We start from the raw sequence: 15,062 nt of genomic DNA on the forward strand, positions 1-15,062 counted from the left end.
GCCTTTAATAAGCCTCCGCTTTACACTCGTTAATCGCCTTCGTCAGCAGTGCATCCGTCTCCTCGGTAATCTGCTTCGTCTCACGGATGGAAGCCGGAATCTGCGGATACTTGCCGTCGATAAAGCTGAATAATGCCCTTTCAAAATCAAGAATGCGGTGAGTCGGAATGTCAAGCAGCAGTTTTCTGGTTGCCGCGAAAATAATCATGACCTGATATTCTACCGGCATCGGCTGATACTGGCCCTGCTTTAACACTTCCTTGATTCTCTCGCCCTGTGCCAGCTGTTCCGTGGTCTCCTTGTCAAGCTCTGAGCCGAACTGGGCAAAGCTTGCAAGCTCGCGGTACTGAGCCAGCTCCACACGGATGGGAGCGGCAATCTTCTTCATCGCCTTGATCTGAGCCGCGCCGCCTACACGGGATACGGACAGACCTGCGTTGATAGCCGGACGGAAGCCGGAGTTGAACATCTCTGTCTCCAGATAAATCTGGCCGTCAGTAATAGAGATAACGTTTGTCGGAATATAGGCCGAAACGTCACCTGCCTGAGTCTCAATAATCGGAAGAGCCGTTAAGGAACCGCCGCCTAAAGCGTCGGATAACTTACTTGCTCTCTCTAAAAGTCTTGAATGGAGATAGAATACATCGCCCGGATATGCCTCACGTCCCGGTGGTCTCTTGAGCAGTAAGGACAGGGTACGGTAAGCCGCCGCATGTTTACTTAAGTCATCGTAAACAACCAGCACGTCCTCGCCGTTCTCCATCCACTCCTCGCCGATGGCGCATCCGGAGTATGGAGCAATATACTGAAGAGGAGCCAAGTCGGAAGCTGTGGATACCACGATGGTGGTGTAGTCCATAGCGCCGTACTCCTCAAGAGTCTTTACAATGGTTGCAACCGTAGAAGCCTTCTGGCCGATGGCCACGTAGATACAGTGAACTCCCTGGCCCCTCTGGTTGATGATGGTATCGATGGCAATCGCCGTCTTACCTGTCTGACGGTCGCCGATGATTAATTCACGTTGTCCTCTTCCGATGGGGATCATGGCGTCGATCGCCTTAATACCGGTCTGAAGCGGTGTGTCTACTGATTTTCTGTCAATTACGCCGTGAGCAACTCGCTCGATCTGACGGAATTTGTCTGTCTGGACCGGTCCCTTGCCGTCTACCGGCTGTCCCAGCGCGTTCACCACGCGGCCGGTCATCGCATTGCCGACAGGAACTTCCACCACGCGGCCGGTCGTCTTAACGGTATCGCCCTCGCTGATGTCTCCGGCACCGAGTAAAACGGCGCCCACGTTATCCTCTTCCAGGTTGAGAACCATGCCGTAGATCTCTCCCGGGAACTCTAAAAGTTCACCCTGCATGGCGTTCTCAAGACCGTGGATACGTGCAATTCCGTCCGCTACCTGAATGACTGTACCAACATCAGAGACTTCCAGCTTTGTAGAATATCTTTCAATCTGTTCCTTGATGACAGAACTGATCTCTTCTGGTCTTAAATTCATTAAGGTTTGCACCTTCCTTCTATCTTTCTATTTGTTACGATAACTGCAGTTTTGACAGGCTGCGGTGCAGCTCGTTAATCTGCGTTTTAATGCTGGAGTCCACGACGCGGTCTCCGATCCGGATAACCAGACCGCCGATTAAGGACGGGTCCACCGAATACTCCATCTCAAATTCCACGTACTCCGTGGTTTCTAAAAGCCTCTGTTCGATCATGGCTTTCTGTTCACTCTTTAATTCCACGGCGCTCGCCACATGGGCCACGCCGATTTTCTTATATTCTTTGACCGTATCGATAAAATACGTGCAGATTGCAGGAATGTCCTTCTGTCTGCCCTTGTCGACAATGACTGCCAGAAAACCCATCAGATCGTCTGACACCCGGCCGGCGAAAATATTCGTTATGATACCGATCTTCTCTTCCTTCACAATCTTTGGATTATCCAGAAGTTCCGCCAGTTCCCGGTTTTCCCGCCAAATGGCAAGCAGCGCCTTCACCTCATGAAACAGGGTGTCGACACTCTGCTTTTCGATGGACTCTTCAAACAATGCATCGCCGTATACTTTTGATACTAGCTTTGCCATGTGCTCTCACCCATCTCTTTCAAAGTTTCCTCAATCAGGGCATCCGATACCGTCGTATCAATGGACGCAGCCACAACCTTGCCGGCCATGACAGAAGCGATGGATATGATCTGTTCCTTCATATCGTCAAGCGCTTTCTTTCTCTCCAGCTCTACTTCGCGGTTACCCCTCTCAATAATGCGGTTCGCTTCTTCCCTGGCTTCTGTAAGTATTTCTGCTTCGCGCTGCTTTGCTCTCTTTCTCGCATCCTCTAAAATCTGTTCCGCCTCTTTGTTCACACTGGTAAGCCGTGTCTGATACTCTTCCTTCATGGCTTTCGCAGCTTCTTTGTCATCAGCAGCGGACTTCAGTTCTCCGGCGATCTTCTGTCGTCTTCTCTCCAGAACGTCACGCACGGTGTTGAACAGCAGATAGGATAATGCGAAAAACAGGATAAAGACGTTAATGCCCGTCACAAACGCATCGAAAAGCAGCTGTGGGTCAAATCCCAATAATCGTTCCAAGGTTTCGCCTCCTCTCGCTCTCTATTCTTATCCGTTCTTCTCTTTAGCTGAATGGCTTTAAGAACATAAGGATAGCAGCGACAGCGAAACCGTAAAGACCTGTTGTCTCGGCAACGGCCTGGCCTAAAAGCATGGTAGATGTGATATCAGACTTCGCGCCCGGATTGCGGCCTACTGCTGCTGCTGCGTGTCCTGCTGCGATACCCTGTCCAATACCAGGTCCGATACCTGCGATCATCGCAAGGCCCGCACCGATTGCTGAACAACCTAAGATAAAATCCTGTCCTGAAATTCCGTTCATAGATAACTTCCTCCTGAAATCAATTTTGTATTACGCGCTCCTGCGCTTTTTGATTGTGAAAACAATCCCTGTTAATCCATCTTATCATTGACATATACCATGGTCAGCATACAGAATACATATGTCTGTATACATCCCGAGAACAGGTCACAATATACATGTAAAAATGACGGGATACCAATTTTTACAAAGATTGGCATCATGCCGTACCACAATCCCATGATTACAACGCCTGACATCATATTACCGAACAGACGAAGCGCCTGAGACAGTGGATTTGTAATCTCTCCGATCAGGTTAATCGGGAATAGGATCGGGAACGGTTTGAACATGCTCGTCAGATGACCGATTCCGTGGTTTTTAATACCCTGATACTGTGTAATGCAGAATGTGAAGATACCCAGCATAAACGTTACACCAAAGTCTCCTGTTGGTGTTCTGAGTCCAAATAAGCCGCCAATATTGCAGAACAATATGAAAATAAATATAGTTCCGATATAGTTAACGAACTTTTTCGCATTATGGCCCATTGTGCCGTTTACCATGTTATCAAGCGTCTCGACAGCGAATTCCATGATATTCTGAAATGTACCCGGTACTTCCGTCGCTTTCTTCATCTTAACATTGGTTACAATTGCGATCAGCAATATGACAATGGTCACGATACTTAAACCGATCTCGGTCGTTGTTACCCAGAGTTCCTGGCCGAATGCCTGAAACTTGAAAACGCCCTTGATCATAAAGTCCACATTATTGGCACTAGCTATGCCCATACGCTTAAGCCTCCTTTCTTACTTGATCACACCGGCTCCTGTACACGAAAATTACTCCTCTTTTTTCCCACGTGACACGATCCTGTGTATAACCGGCTGCAGATATGCACCAGCCTTGAGTCCGAGGACTCCGATTACTAGGGCAACCGCATTGACCTGATCCGGAAACCAGACCACGACGATAACCAGAACAGCAAAAAGCACGACATAACGGATGACCGAACTGATCACCGTCCTTTTCTGGACAGTCTTCGAATCTTCCGTCTTCATGGAGCGGTCCAGCACCTCCGCCATGGAAAAAAACATGGCAAGAGCCAGGACCATCCCCAGCAGGAGCCCGGCAAAAACCGACGGCTTTGGATACACAATAAGCGCAACCAGCATGGCTGCCACGGTAAAAATCACGATTCCTGATGAAACCTCAAGCACCAGATTCTTTGTTTCCTTCCCCAATTCACAAATCCTCCTGTTTTCTAAAGCTTTTCATCATCCTCATGTCTCCTTACGCGGCTCTTCTGCTTCGGCTTATGCACCGGCGGACGCGGCTCTCCCATTTGCTCCCGACGTGCCTCCTGATCCTCTTTTTTCTCTTCCTGTTCATTCATCCGAAGCGTCGTCATGGCTACCTTGTAGCCATTCCATCCGCCTGCCAGGAATCCCAGAAACATCAGAAAGATCGTCAGGTTCGTTCCGGCATGCCGGTCAATCCAGCTGCCGGCAAGAATACAGACAAACACAGGCACCATGACGCTGAGACCCAGTTGGGTAACCATCATCATATTCCTCATTACGCTCTTTTTATGGCGCATGAATCCACCTGCTTTCTGCATTTTGCACATATACATGGTATTATACCTAAAAATTTTGATTTTGTCTATTATGTACGTAAATTTTACTGGATAATATTGGATCGTATACAAATTGCGGGTTTTTGTACATTTTTTAGTACAAAAAAAGGGGAGCCGGTTTGCTATATCTTACCCCGATTCCCACTTTTTTATTCAAATTCTAAAAATTTTTTAGGCTTTTTCCGCTATTTCTCTTCTTTTTTATCTGCCGTATGATAGAAATCCTTCTTACTGCATCCGGCTCTTCCGCCTCCCGCGCAGGCGCAGGCACACGCGCAGCCCGCACAGGCGCACGCGCACGCACAGCCGCCTCCCCCGCTTCGGGGCCCGTGATAGCCGTGATAGCCGCGGCCTCCGTTATAATGGCTCTGGTCGGAATCCCCCAGGAAGCCGAATACAGCGCACAGCGCACCGAAAAACAGGACGATGGTAATGGCTCCGACGATGGGGCTGTCCCCCTCCACACCATTGCGGTACTCCCTCCAGACTACCAGCTCCGGCCGCCGGAAGCCCTCCAGGGCGCAGGTCAGCTTCATCTGTCTGCTCTCCCCCTTTTTCAGGGTTCCCTCCCACACCAGGTCTCCGTCTTCCGTCCGGTCCGCGTTGTGGGTCACGATATTCCGCTTCTGCTCCCAGGTAAACTCATAGTGTTTCACACGCATTTCATCGAACCAGCCCGGTGTGAAATCGTAAAATGGCGCTTCCGGGTCAGCGCTGTTTTCACACAGCATGTTTCTCTGGTGTACCGTAAACCAGAAGCTGGCCGTCTCACCCTTGTAATATGACCGGTCCAGATTCAGTTCCAGCATGGGATTCTCGGAAGATTCTGACGGCTGGTAACGGATTCCATGGGCCGCTCCGCCAAACTCCTTCACCACATAGCTTGGATTGGCCATGCCCAGCTTCACCCAGCTGAGAGGCCCTTCCCTTGAATCGTTTAAGACCTTCCACTCATAGCTGTATGTAATCTCCAGGCTTCCATCGTCCTGGGGCGTCACGTGAACACGGTAGTCCGTCATCTCATCTAACGGCATACAGGCGATAATCAGATAAATAATCAGTACAGCCAGACCGATGGCCGCCAGGATCAGGGCCTTACGGATTCTCTCTTTTTTCTGTTTTTTCTTTTCCTCTTCCTCTGCTTTTGCCCTCGATTTGGCCATTACGCATCACCACCCTTTTCGGATTTCCCGGTTCTGAGCGGGCAGAACAGGCTTTCCTCTTCTCCCATGGCCCGGATTTTTTTGCACATTGCATGGTTCCATATGCTTTTCCAGGAATCTTTTTTCATATCCCCCAGAACCACACCGCCCAGCCAGCTCTGACACGGAACGGCCAGCCCGTCGGGTGTCACGGCCATGTTGGACAGACAGGCGCCGCACATGGGCGCCGGTATCCCCAGCCGCTTTAAGAGCTTCACCTCCGCCCGGCCGGGTGACGTAAAACCGATCTCCATCCCCGTTTCCCGGCAGATTTCCGCCGCTGCTGTCAGAATCTCTCCCATCTCCCTGACGGAAAGCTGACTGGAGACTGAGCCGCCGGAGGAGGCGTTGCCTGTCTCGATCAGTCCGGAGCAGGTGACATACCGGACCCCCAGTCCGTTTAAAAACGCCAGAGTCTTCCCGTAATCCTGGTTGTCCCTGCACAGCGGTGTATTTACGCTGACATTAAGCCCTGCGTTTAATGCGTTCCGGATGCCTTCTGTGGTTTTGTGAAAGCCGCCTTTACGGCCGACAAGGGAATCGTGAATCCCGCTGTCCCAGGAATAAAGCGTGATCTGTACGCTGTCCAGGCTGGCCTCGTAAAGCTCCCGGCATAAACCCGGCGTAAGCAGGATTCCATTGGTATTGAGGCGCGTCACAAACCACCGCGAGTACGCGACCAGCTCCACTAAGTCCCTGCGCAGCGTCGGTTCCCCGCCCGTAAAAGTAACCTGCGGCACACCGGCGCTTTTCAGCCTGTCGATAATTTTCTTCCATTGTTCCGTATTAAGCTCTTTTCCTTCTGCCTCCGGCTGTCCGGCGGCGTAGCAGTGGCGGCACTGTAAATTACAGTTCCAGCCACCGTCCGCCTTCGTCATGGCACTCACCATCAGATCCATCCGGTGGGGCGCCGTCATGTGGGGTGCATACTCCCGCAGGGACAGCGGCTCTATCTCCCCGGCGGGTTCCTCTCCGCAGGCGACGCCGTAAAGCATGGCCAGCATTTCCTCCAGATCGCCGCGCAGCTGTTTCTCTGGCACCCGGTATGACTTCCCCATCCTCTCCACGGCCGCCGTCACGACCTTTTCCATATCTTTTTCATCCATGGGACGGCCGTCATACCGGTTCACCTCACGGATAAAATTCCCCAGGAGAACCGCCCAGGAGTATCCCAGCGGAAGAATGTAATATCCATTTAAAATCATCGCATAAGGATTTTTTCCAAATGGGCGATATTTCGGGGGAATCAGATGAATCCGCACTGCGCCCGGCCCTTTCGGATTCAGAGTCGTGTGTACCACCCCCTCCTTCCAGGCCCTGTATGCTGCCGCCTCCCGTTTTAACACCATGATGCCTCCTCCTTTCCTGCAGCTGCCTCACTTCGGCTTTCTAGTATGTATACTGAAAATTTTACCACAGTGCCTGCCGGAAATCCATATGATTAAATGCACAATAAACCTGCGCCGCATAGCTTCTCCTGCGCAGATATTTCATTTCCGGGAAACAAAAAACCGCCGGGTAAGCGTCCGGCCCGGAATCTCTTCCGAACCGGACACTCAACCGGCGGTCCATAGTCCATATTCTTAACGCAGTCCTTTATAGGCTATCTGGCCTTTTCCACCATATCCAGAACGGCCTTCTTGCTCTGTACGCCGACGCTGGTCGCTACGACCTTGCCGCCCTTGAATACAAGCAGAGTCGGTATGCTCATAACGCGGTACTGTCCGGCTAAATCAGGCTGCTCATCGACGTTTACCTTGCCAACCTTCAGACCCGGATGATTCTCCTCCGCGATCTCATCAATAATCGGTGAAAACATCTTGCACGGTCCGCACCAGGTCGCCCAGAAATCGACGATCGCGATGTCACTGCTCTTTAATACTTCCTGATCAAAATTATCCTGTGTAAATGTTACTACTGCCATAATATGGTTCCTCCTTATTCTGCGCTTTCTGAAAGCGCCTGCGTAATTATATTTTTCATAATGTCTTTTGTCAGCGCGCCGCTTGCGTAGCCGATGACGCGTCCTTCACGATCAATCATGAACGTGGTTGGGAATGCTGTTATATAGTATTGTAACAGAACATCACCTGTCGTGTCCATAAGTGTAGGATAAGAATATCCGTTATCCTCCATAAACTTTGTCACTTCTTCTATAGTTTTGTCATTATTGTTCGGATTATCCTTCGTTTTTGGATTTGCCACGCTTAAAATGATAAGATCCTCTGAATTCTCTCCGTATTCCTTATAAAGTGCCTCGATATCAGGCATCTCCTCGCGGCATGGCGGACACCAGGTCGCCCAGAAATTTAAAAATACGACTTTTCCCTTATAATCCGAAAGTTTATGTTCTTCTCCGAACTGATCCACCAGAGTGAAATCGGGAGCTTCCACACGGTCCGATGTATCCGGAAGACTGCTCTCTGTCTCGCCGGCAGCCGCGCTTTCGCTAACCTGTCCGTTATCCCCGCTCTGTCCCGCGCTCTGATCCTGATTCTGATCGTTATCAGCCGGACTCTGCGTCTCGGTCCGCGGCGCCGTCTCTCTGCTGTCAGGAACACCATCCCCGCCGCCCGAAGGCGCCTGGGACTCGGTCACGGTCTGGCCGCCCACGCCAAAGCTTGATAAGTACCCGGTAATTCCGTTCATCCAGCCGGTAAACATCATAACGCCCATAGCGATCATCAGCACGCCGCCGGCCTTTGTCGTGTACTTCACTACATTCTGATGCTTCTTAAAGAAATCGAGCACCGATCCGGTAAACAGTCCCACTGCCAGAAACGGAATGACGAAGCCCAGCGTATAGACGCCGATCAGTAAAAATCCGGTTCCCTGGGAGGTTGCCGAGGAAGCCATCAAAAGAACGCTTGCAAGCGCAGGTCCCACACAGGGAGTCCATGCGAAGCTGAAGGTAAAGCCGAGAACTAATGCCAGAAGCGGGTTCATCGCCAGCTGATTCAGCCGGAAAGGAAGCCGGTGTTCCTGCCCCAGCACGGAGCTTCCGAACACACCCAGCTGGAATAATCCGAACAGGACGACGATAATGCCGCCGATCCGTGCGAACAGGGTTCTGTTGCTGCCAAAGAACCGGCCCGCTGCCGTAAATCCAAAGCCCAGCAGGAAAAATGCAAAGCTGACGCCGATTACGAAAAACAGCGTATTGATCATAACTTTTTTTCTCGAATACCGGACGCGTCCCTCTTCATCAACGGTCCTCGTTCCTCCTGCCAGATATCCGATGTAAAGCGGTACAAGTGGCAGCACGCAGGGTGAGAAAAAGCTTAAAAGTCCCTGAATAAATACTGTAATTGCCGGTATTCCGACTTCGACTGAAAATCCCATATCGCCTCCTGAAAGTGTTATTAACTGTAATTTTATTTGTTTCAGTTTGTACTGTTATTATAAAAGTTACAGTTAATATTGTCAAGTACTTTCGAAAAGTTTTTTAATTTATTTGTTTCCATTCACGGCCCCGTCTGCCCTGCGCTGTCCGGTCTGGCCCTGCCGGTTGACGCGGCCGGATCATCCGGAACGTATTCCAGAATGTCTCCCGGCTGGCAGTCCAGCGCCCTGCAGATCGCCTCCAGCGTGGTAAAACGGACGGCTTTCGCCTTATTATTCTTCAGAATGGATAAGTTGGCCATGGTGATATCCACTTCGCCCGCAAGCTCCGTCAATCCCTTTTTCCTCTTTGCCATCATGACATCAAGATTTACTACAATCGCCATTCTATCCCTCCTATATTGTCAAGTCGTTTTCCAGCTTGTACTGCACCGCCTTTTCAAACACCTGGCAGAGCACGATGGAAAAGAGTCCGGCAATGGCAAACACGATGATAATGACAGCCGTCGCCGGAGTGAGTGATACCGGCAGGCGGATGATGGAGAGAAGCGCAATCATGAAACTGCATTTCCCCATCTTTTTAAGCGAACCGGCATTTTCCATGACAAACGGATTATCCGTCAGGACAGTGAGAAACATCTTCCGCAGCTCCTTTATGATGAACAGCGCCATCACGCCGGAAGCCATATAGATCACGCATTGAAACACATAGTATTTCCGGAAGCTCTCGATGTAATTCCCGAAAAAATAAAACAGCACCGGGATCGCTGCCGTCAGCACAATCCCGATATAAAACATGGCATCCAGCATATATTTTGTAAAACGAACCAGTTTCGTATTCATAAAAGGCTCTCCTTCTTTCCGTTTCCGCTGCCGTTTTGGCGGCGGCTGTTTATGAGGAAAGTTTATCACAGGGCAGAGGGGAATTGCAACAGGTAAGAAATTATGGAATCAAAAAAATCAGGAAGAAATCTGTCAAACAAGATTTCTTCCTGATTCTCATCACTGTCCGTCAGCCGGACAGAGGTAAAATCCCAGCCCTTCCCTGATATACGGAAGGTATTTTCTGTCCTTCCCGGCCACCTGTCCGATCACATTCACGCGCGGATCAGAAGGCATGTCAACCCTGGAAATTTCAAGCTCCCCCATGTACCGCAAATACGCTTCATTGGCAATACAGATATTTCCGGCCAGCCTCTGGTCAGAAAGATCTCCCGCTGTGTCTGCCGCGACGACCCGGTCCCTGCAGTTAAAACGGGATTCCTGGGATCGGATCACATATTCGCTGGAATCCGGCCGGTCATGATGGATTATCGCTCTCTCGAATTCATAACCGGGCAGTATATCCGCATGCAGGGCCACGTATCCCTTGCTCAGTGCAGCCACCTGCGTCCATACCTCCTCCGTCACATCGTTGTCGCCTACCAGAACAATATCGGAATCCGCCTGGTAAAGCTCCAGCATGTGAAGGAGCACCTCATCCCTGGAAAAACGGTGTTCCTCCACCGTGGGAAGGCCTTCACAGAGAGGGCCGCGCAGCCCGGCATTGCCCGGAACAAATGCCATCGTGGTAAAGCCGAGGATTTTGAGCCTTTGATTCATCTCCTTTACGCGGTCAAGTGACAAACCGGTATATGGTTTCGGGTAGTAATTGTGGCAGGCGGCAAAGCGGGTAAAATCTGCCCCTGCCGCCGCCCAGTCCTGAATATCTTCCTGCGAAATCGTAGACGCGTTGAAAACAATATGAAATTTTTCTGAAAGCGCGACCGTTTTCTCTGCCGTAAATCCAAAGTCGAGACGGATATAAGTAATCCCCAGTGACAGCAGTTCATCGAAGGAGGTGCAGCCCAGCTTTTCTAAAGTTACCGGGCTGACATCGACAATCAGATTGATGCCGGCATCTCTGCACTGCTCTAAAAGCTTTCTGGCATCCCTTTTATAATCGATCCCCGTCTCCTCCGGGATATGCATGGAGGTAAACGCGTATCTGATGCCGGCTTTCTGTGCTTTCCTGATCATCGCCTCGTTCTTTTCCACGCCATTGCTGAAATAGAGTGAAATTCCTGTTTTCATAAATTTATTCCCCATAGACTTCGTTGATCCGCTTCTCATCCACACCAAAGAACCAGGTCAGAATAAAACCGCCGGCATAAGCCGCAGCCATAGCGATAATATATGGAATCTGCTGTCCCGGTTTTACGATCAGCAGGCCGAACAGCCCCGATACCCCCTGAGATACGGTTCCCAAATGAAACAGCGCGGAGAGAACACCGCCGACACCGGCGCCTAAACAGGCGGTGATAAAGGACTTTCCAAGTGGAAGCGTTACCGCATACATGAGCGGCTCGCCCACGCCCAGGATACCTACCGGGATCGAATCGCGGATATAGCCTTTCAGCTTTTTATTCTTTGTCTTAAAGTAGAGAGCCAGGCCTGCGCCTACCTGTCCGCCGCCGGCCATCATCAGGATAGGAAGAAGGTAGTTGATGCCCTGCGTCGCGCCGGCCGGATCATTTAGCATGGCATGGATCGGCGTCAGCGCCTGATGAAGCCCGACCGCAACCAGTGGAAGGAAGCCTGCCGAGAGGATATATCCGCCCACAACACCGAGTTTTTCATATACAAATGTCAGCACAGTATAAATACCAGATGTCAGAGCCGCGCCGACCGGCTGTATGATCAGAAGAATCACAAGGCCGCCGATGATTAATACGAGCAGTGGACTGATAAACGTATCGATCAGATCAGGCATGATCTTACGGATGTGTTTCTCTAAGAATGCGAAAAATACGCCTGCGATCAGAGCGGCAAGCATACCGCCTGCGGCCGGATTGAACACATTACCGGTGATCGGCAGAAGGATCTGCGCATCGTTATATTTGGCTAAAAGCGGCATCGCTGTATTGGCGATACACATAGCGCCCGCAATTCCTCCCAGGGATGCGGAACCGCCGAATTCTCTTGCGGCATTGTAGCCGACCAGGATTGGCAAATAGGCAAACAGGGCCCAGCCCATGGTGCGGATGCATTCGTACCACCAGATTCCGCTGAGCGCGCCGCCTGTGGAGACATTGACAACATTGCTGATTCCGTTGATTAAACCGGCTGCGATGATGCCCGGAAGGAGCGCCACGAAAATATTGGCAATCTTCTTCAAAAAATTCTGGAGCGGTTTATCGTATTTGGCCTTCTGTGCGGCTTTATTTTCCTTAGCCAGATCCTCCACGTTTCCAGCGGTGGAAGCCGGGGCGTCTGAGACTGCGCCCTTGGCCAGTCCTGTCAGCTTGGAGAACTCCTCCAGCGCCTTATTCACCTTTCCCGGCCCCAGGATAATCTGAAGCGTTTCCGATTCCACGACACCGAGCACGCCTTCCACTTTTTTAATTGCTTCGATGTCTACAATGCTTAAATCTCTCACGCTGATGCGCAGACGGGTCATGCACGCGGCATTGCCCAGAATATTGTCTTTTCCGCCAAGCAGCGAGAGAAGCTTTTCACTCAATTCCCTGTAGTTCATATGGTCCCTCCTGTTTATAAAATCAGACGTCCTGTCCGATCGTCTATTATGTGTTATAAAGCATTCCTTACATGGCCGCCGGCCGCATCCAGATGCGTTTTCGCGTCCTTCGCGCCGCAGCTCAGCAGGATCATGACAATGGCCGTTTTCACATGACCGTCAGCCTCTGAAAGAGCGGCTTTCGCCTCTTCTCTCGTACAGCCGGTGGCAGTCATGGTGATATTTTGAGCCCTTACGACCAGCTTCTCGTTGGTCTGCTGAACATCCACCATGAGATTCTGATATACCTTTCCGAATCCCACCATACTGCCGGTTGATATCATATTCAGAATCATTTTCTGGGCAGTACCAGCCTTCAGCCTTGTGGAACCGGTCAGGACCTCCGGGCCTGTTACCGGCTCGATAGCAAGCTGTGCGGCCTTTCCTACATCTGACTGCCGGTTGCATGCGATTGCAACCGTTTTGCATCCGATGGAATCAGCGTATGCGAGACCATGGATCACATAGGGCGTCCTTCCGCTTGCGGCGAGACCGATCACGATGTCATTTTTGTTGAGAGCTAAATCCTTTAACTCCTGCACTCCCAGGGTCTGACTGTCCTCCGCGCCTTCCACCGCCTTTACGAACGCCCCTTCACCGCCGGCAATCAGACCAACTACCAGATCAGGAGACACTCCAAAGGTGGGCGGACACTCAACGGCATCCAGAACTCCCAGCCTGCCGCTGGTTCCTGCTCCCATGTAAATGATTCTTCCGCCGCGATTTAAGCTTTCGGTTGCCCATTCGATCGCTGTGGCGATCTCCGGGATAACCTCCTTTACGGCTTTGACGACATTGCCGTCTTCCTCATTCATCACGGCCGCCAGCTCAGCAGGAGTCATCTGATCTAAATTCATGGTTTTATCATTTCTTGTCTCTGTTGTCAGCTTTGTCAAATCAAGCATTCTAATATTCCTCCAATGGTTTTTGAATGTGTGTTTTTGGAAAACTCCTCATGCAGCTCTCATAATGTTTATTTACATAGGCAACATAGAGGATATCTACCATGTTTAATTGTGAAATTCTGGACGACATGGCTCCGCTGCGCAGAATCAGCTCCGTAGCAGCCACGGCCAGCACGCAGTCCGCCTCGGCCGCCAGCTTGGAATCAGCGGCCCTTGTGAGCACGATAATTCTGGCGCCGTTGGCTTTTGCAGCCTTGGCACATGTGATCATCTCCTCCGTCAGTCCGGAATAGCTGATCACGATACCGAGATCGCCCCTTTTCATGGTTCTCGCGGCCAGCAGCTGAGCGTGCCAGTCGTCGCAGATATTACACAGTTTCTCCACACGTATCAATTTTAAATACAGGTCTCGTGCAACAAGTAAGGAGGAACCGAGTCCAAACAGCTGGATAATCCTGCTCTCTTCGATCATTTTGACGCAGGTGTCAATAATCTCCGGTTCTACCAGCTTTCTTGACGTCTCAAGAGACTCGATGTTTTTTCGTGTAACCTTTTGAATAATGTCCTCTGTCGACGGCGTGGGGATGATCTCCTGAACGGATATCTCCCTGCTGTCCTTAAACAGAGCATTTTCGTATACAAGCGCATGCTGGAAATCGCGGTATCCCGCGCAGCCCAGTTTTCTGCAGAGTCTGATAATGGTCGCCGGCGACGCATAGGCCAAATCTGCAAACTCGTGTATACTCTTTCCAATCACCATATCCGGATGATTCAAGATGATTGTTACTGCATTCTTTTCCGCTGCGCTTGCCTTGACCTGATAGTCTTTCAGACGCAGCAGCAATCCTTTTGCTGCCATATTTCCTACCTCTCCTTCATCATAGCATATGAAATAATTGTGTCAATTATACGGGGTTGTTATGAAATTTTATTGCATATTATGATTGGTTTTCTGTGAGATTTCAATGAAAAGTTTCGGATTTTTAAGAAATGTAAAAAAGAATTCTGCTTGCTTATAAAACAAATAGACCGGACTCCTGCATAACTGCAGGCCTCCGGTCACCAAATAAAAAGAGCGCGAGACGGGGATCGAACCCGCGACCCCAACCTTGGCAAGGTTGTACTCCACCACTGAGCCACTCGCGCATAAACGATAAAACAAAGTATGAACTTTTTCGTAAAAGCATTATAACATACATCTCATGAAAATGCAACAGAAATTTTCTAAAGCGGGTGATGGGAATCGAACCCACGTATCTAGCTTGGAAGGCTAGTGTTCTACCATTGAACTACACCCGCAAAGGAAATTCCAAAAGCATTTCAAATGTACTCTCGCGAGCACAATGCCCAAAGTCGGAATCGAACCAACGACACGAGGATTTTCAGTCCTCTGCTCTACCAACTGAGCTATCTGGGCAGACATGCGATGTCCTGTGCGTAATCGGAATCAGTTTGAAGCAGCAGCTCCTCTCACTCACAACATGAATAAGTTTACAGGATTTCCCTTCATTTGTCAATATAAATTTCATTTATTTTCTCGAA

The 15,062-nt window shown here is 50.3% G+C and carries 17 protein-coding genes and 3 tRNA genes; all 20 read right to left on the minus strand.

What is annotated here, in order from left to right; genetic code table 11:
- Nucleotides 1-4: 4 nt before the first annotated feature.
- Entirely contained in the window at nucleotides 5-1,507 is a 1,503-nt protein-coding gene (atpA, locus tag DFR60_RS26900) for a F0F1 ATP synthase subunit alpha (RefSeq protein WP_110326037.1), read from the minus strand.
- 34 nt (nucleotides 1,508-1,541) lie between these two features.
- Complete coding sequence (gene atpH / locus DFR60_RS26905; RefSeq protein ID WP_055659134.1) at nucleotides 1,542-2,090, minus strand: ATP synthase F1 subunit delta; 549 nt, start codon at nucleotides 2,088-2,090, stop codon at nucleotides 1,542-1,544.
- Nucleotides 2,078-2,593, minus strand: a complete 516-nt coding sequence (atpF, locus tag DFR60_RS26910) for a F0F1 ATP synthase subunit B (RefSeq protein WP_022031959.1) — start codon at nucleotides 2,591-2,593, stop codon at nucleotides 2,078-2,080. The genes atpH and atpF overlap by 13 nt, the downstream gene beginning before the upstream one ends.
- 43 nt (nucleotides 2,594-2,636) lie before the next feature.
- A complete protein-coding gene (gene atpE, locus DFR60_RS26915) occupies nucleotides 2,637-2,894 on the minus strand; it encodes an ATP synthase F0 subunit C (protein WP_002605128.1) in 258 nt (85 codons plus the stop codon).
- 71 nt (nucleotides 2,895-2,965) lie between these two features.
- Entirely contained in the window at nucleotides 2,966-3,667 is a 702-nt protein-coding gene (atpB, locus tag DFR60_RS26920) for a F0F1 ATP synthase subunit A (protein WP_055659136.1), read from the minus strand.
- 51 nt (nucleotides 3,668-3,718) lie between these two features.
- Nucleotides 3,719-4,120 (minus strand): ATP synthase subunit I, encoded by a 402-nt coding sequence (locus DFR60_RS26925; protein WP_002605130.1) that lies wholly within the window; start codon nucleotides 4,118-4,120, stop codon nucleotides 3,719-3,721.
- Nucleotides 4,121-4,140: 20 nt separating this feature from the next.
- Complete coding sequence (locus DFR60_RS26930; protein ID WP_055659138.1) at nucleotides 4,141-4,476, minus strand: AtpZ/AtpI family protein; 336 nt, start codon at nucleotides 4,474-4,476, stop codon at nucleotides 4,141-4,143.
- A 224-nt stretch (nucleotides 4,477-4,700) separates the two neighbouring features.
- Nucleotides 4,701-5,678: a hypothetical protein gene (locus tag DFR60_RS26935; protein WP_110326039.1), complete on the minus strand. Its 978-nt coding sequence runs from the start codon at nucleotides 5,676-5,678 to the stop codon at nucleotides 4,701-4,703.
- A complete protein-coding gene (locus tag DFR60_RS26940) occupies nucleotides 5,678-7,066 on the minus strand; it encodes a radical SAM protein (protein WP_110326041.1) in 1,389 nt (462 codons plus the stop codon). Before DFR60_RS26940 ends, DFR60_RS26935 begins: the two co-directional genes overlap by 1 nt.
- Nucleotides 7,067-7,320: 254 nt before the next feature.
- Entirely contained in the window at nucleotides 7,321-7,641 is a 321-nt protein-coding gene (trxA, locus tag DFR60_RS26945; protein ID WP_110326043.1) for a thioredoxin, read from the minus strand.
- Nucleotides 7,642-7,655: 14 nt separating this feature from the next.
- On the minus strand, nucleotides 7,656-9,059 hold the full coding sequence (locus tag DFR60_RS26950) for a redoxin family protein (RefSeq protein WP_110326045.1): 1,404 nt from the start codon (nucleotides 9,057-9,059) through the stop codon (nucleotides 7,656-7,658).
- A gap of 122 nt (nucleotides 9,060-9,181) precedes the next feature.
- Complete coding sequence (locus tag DFR60_RS26955) at nucleotides 9,182-9,445, minus strand: helix-turn-helix domain-containing protein (protein WP_110326047.1); 264 nt, start codon at nucleotides 9,443-9,445, stop codon at nucleotides 9,182-9,184.
- Between the two features lie 10 nt (nucleotides 9,446-9,455).
- Entirely contained in the window at nucleotides 9,456-9,902 is a 447-nt protein-coding gene (locus DFR60_RS26960) for a DUF2975 domain-containing protein (RefSeq protein WP_002605137.1), read from the minus strand.
- Between the two features lie 159 nt (nucleotides 9,903-10,061).
- A complete protein-coding gene (locus tag DFR60_RS26965) occupies nucleotides 10,062-11,132 on the minus strand; it encodes a MupG family TIM beta-alpha barrel fold protein (RefSeq protein WP_110326075.1) in 1,071 nt (356 codons plus the stop codon).
- A gap of 4 nt (nucleotides 11,133-11,136) precedes the next feature.
- Nucleotides 11,137-12,576 carry a PTS transporter subunit EIIC gene (locus DFR60_RS26970; RefSeq protein ID WP_110326049.1) on the minus strand — a complete coding sequence of 480 codons (1,440 nt, stop codon included), beginning with the start codon at nucleotides 12,574-12,576 and terminating at the stop codon, nucleotides 11,137-11,139.
- Nucleotides 12,577-12,629: 53 nt separating this feature from the next.
- Nucleotides 12,630-13,520 carry an N-acetylmuramic acid 6-phosphate etherase gene (gene murQ, locus DFR60_RS26975; protein ID WP_110326051.1) on the minus strand — a complete coding sequence of 297 codons (891 nt, stop codon included), beginning with the start codon at nucleotides 13,518-13,520 and terminating at the stop codon, nucleotides 12,630-12,632.
- A gap of 1 nt (nucleotide 13,521) precedes the next feature.
- On the minus strand, nucleotides 13,522-14,379 hold the full coding sequence (locus tag DFR60_RS26980) for a MurR/RpiR family transcriptional regulator (RefSeq protein WP_025530928.1): 858 nt from the start codon (nucleotides 14,377-14,379) through the stop codon (nucleotides 13,522-13,524).
- Nucleotides 14,380-14,594: 215 nt separating this feature from the next.
- Nucleotides 14,595-14,666: transfer RNA gene (locus DFR60_RS26985), tRNA-Gly, on the minus strand.
- Nucleotides 14,667-14,748: 82 nt separating this feature from the next.
- Nucleotides 14,749-14,819: transfer RNA gene (locus tag DFR60_RS26990), tRNA-Gly, on the minus strand.
- 45 nt (nucleotides 14,820-14,864) lie between these two features.
- Nucleotides 14,865-14,937 (minus strand) — tRNA-Phe (locus DFR60_RS26995).
- Nucleotides 14,938-15,062 lie beyond the last annotated feature (125 nt).

Origin of the sequence: Hungatella effluvii, from assembly GCF_003201875.1 — a bacterium.
Classification (GTDB): domain Bacteria; phylum Bacillota; class Clostridia; order Lachnospirales; family Lachnospiraceae; genus Hungatella; species Hungatella effluvii.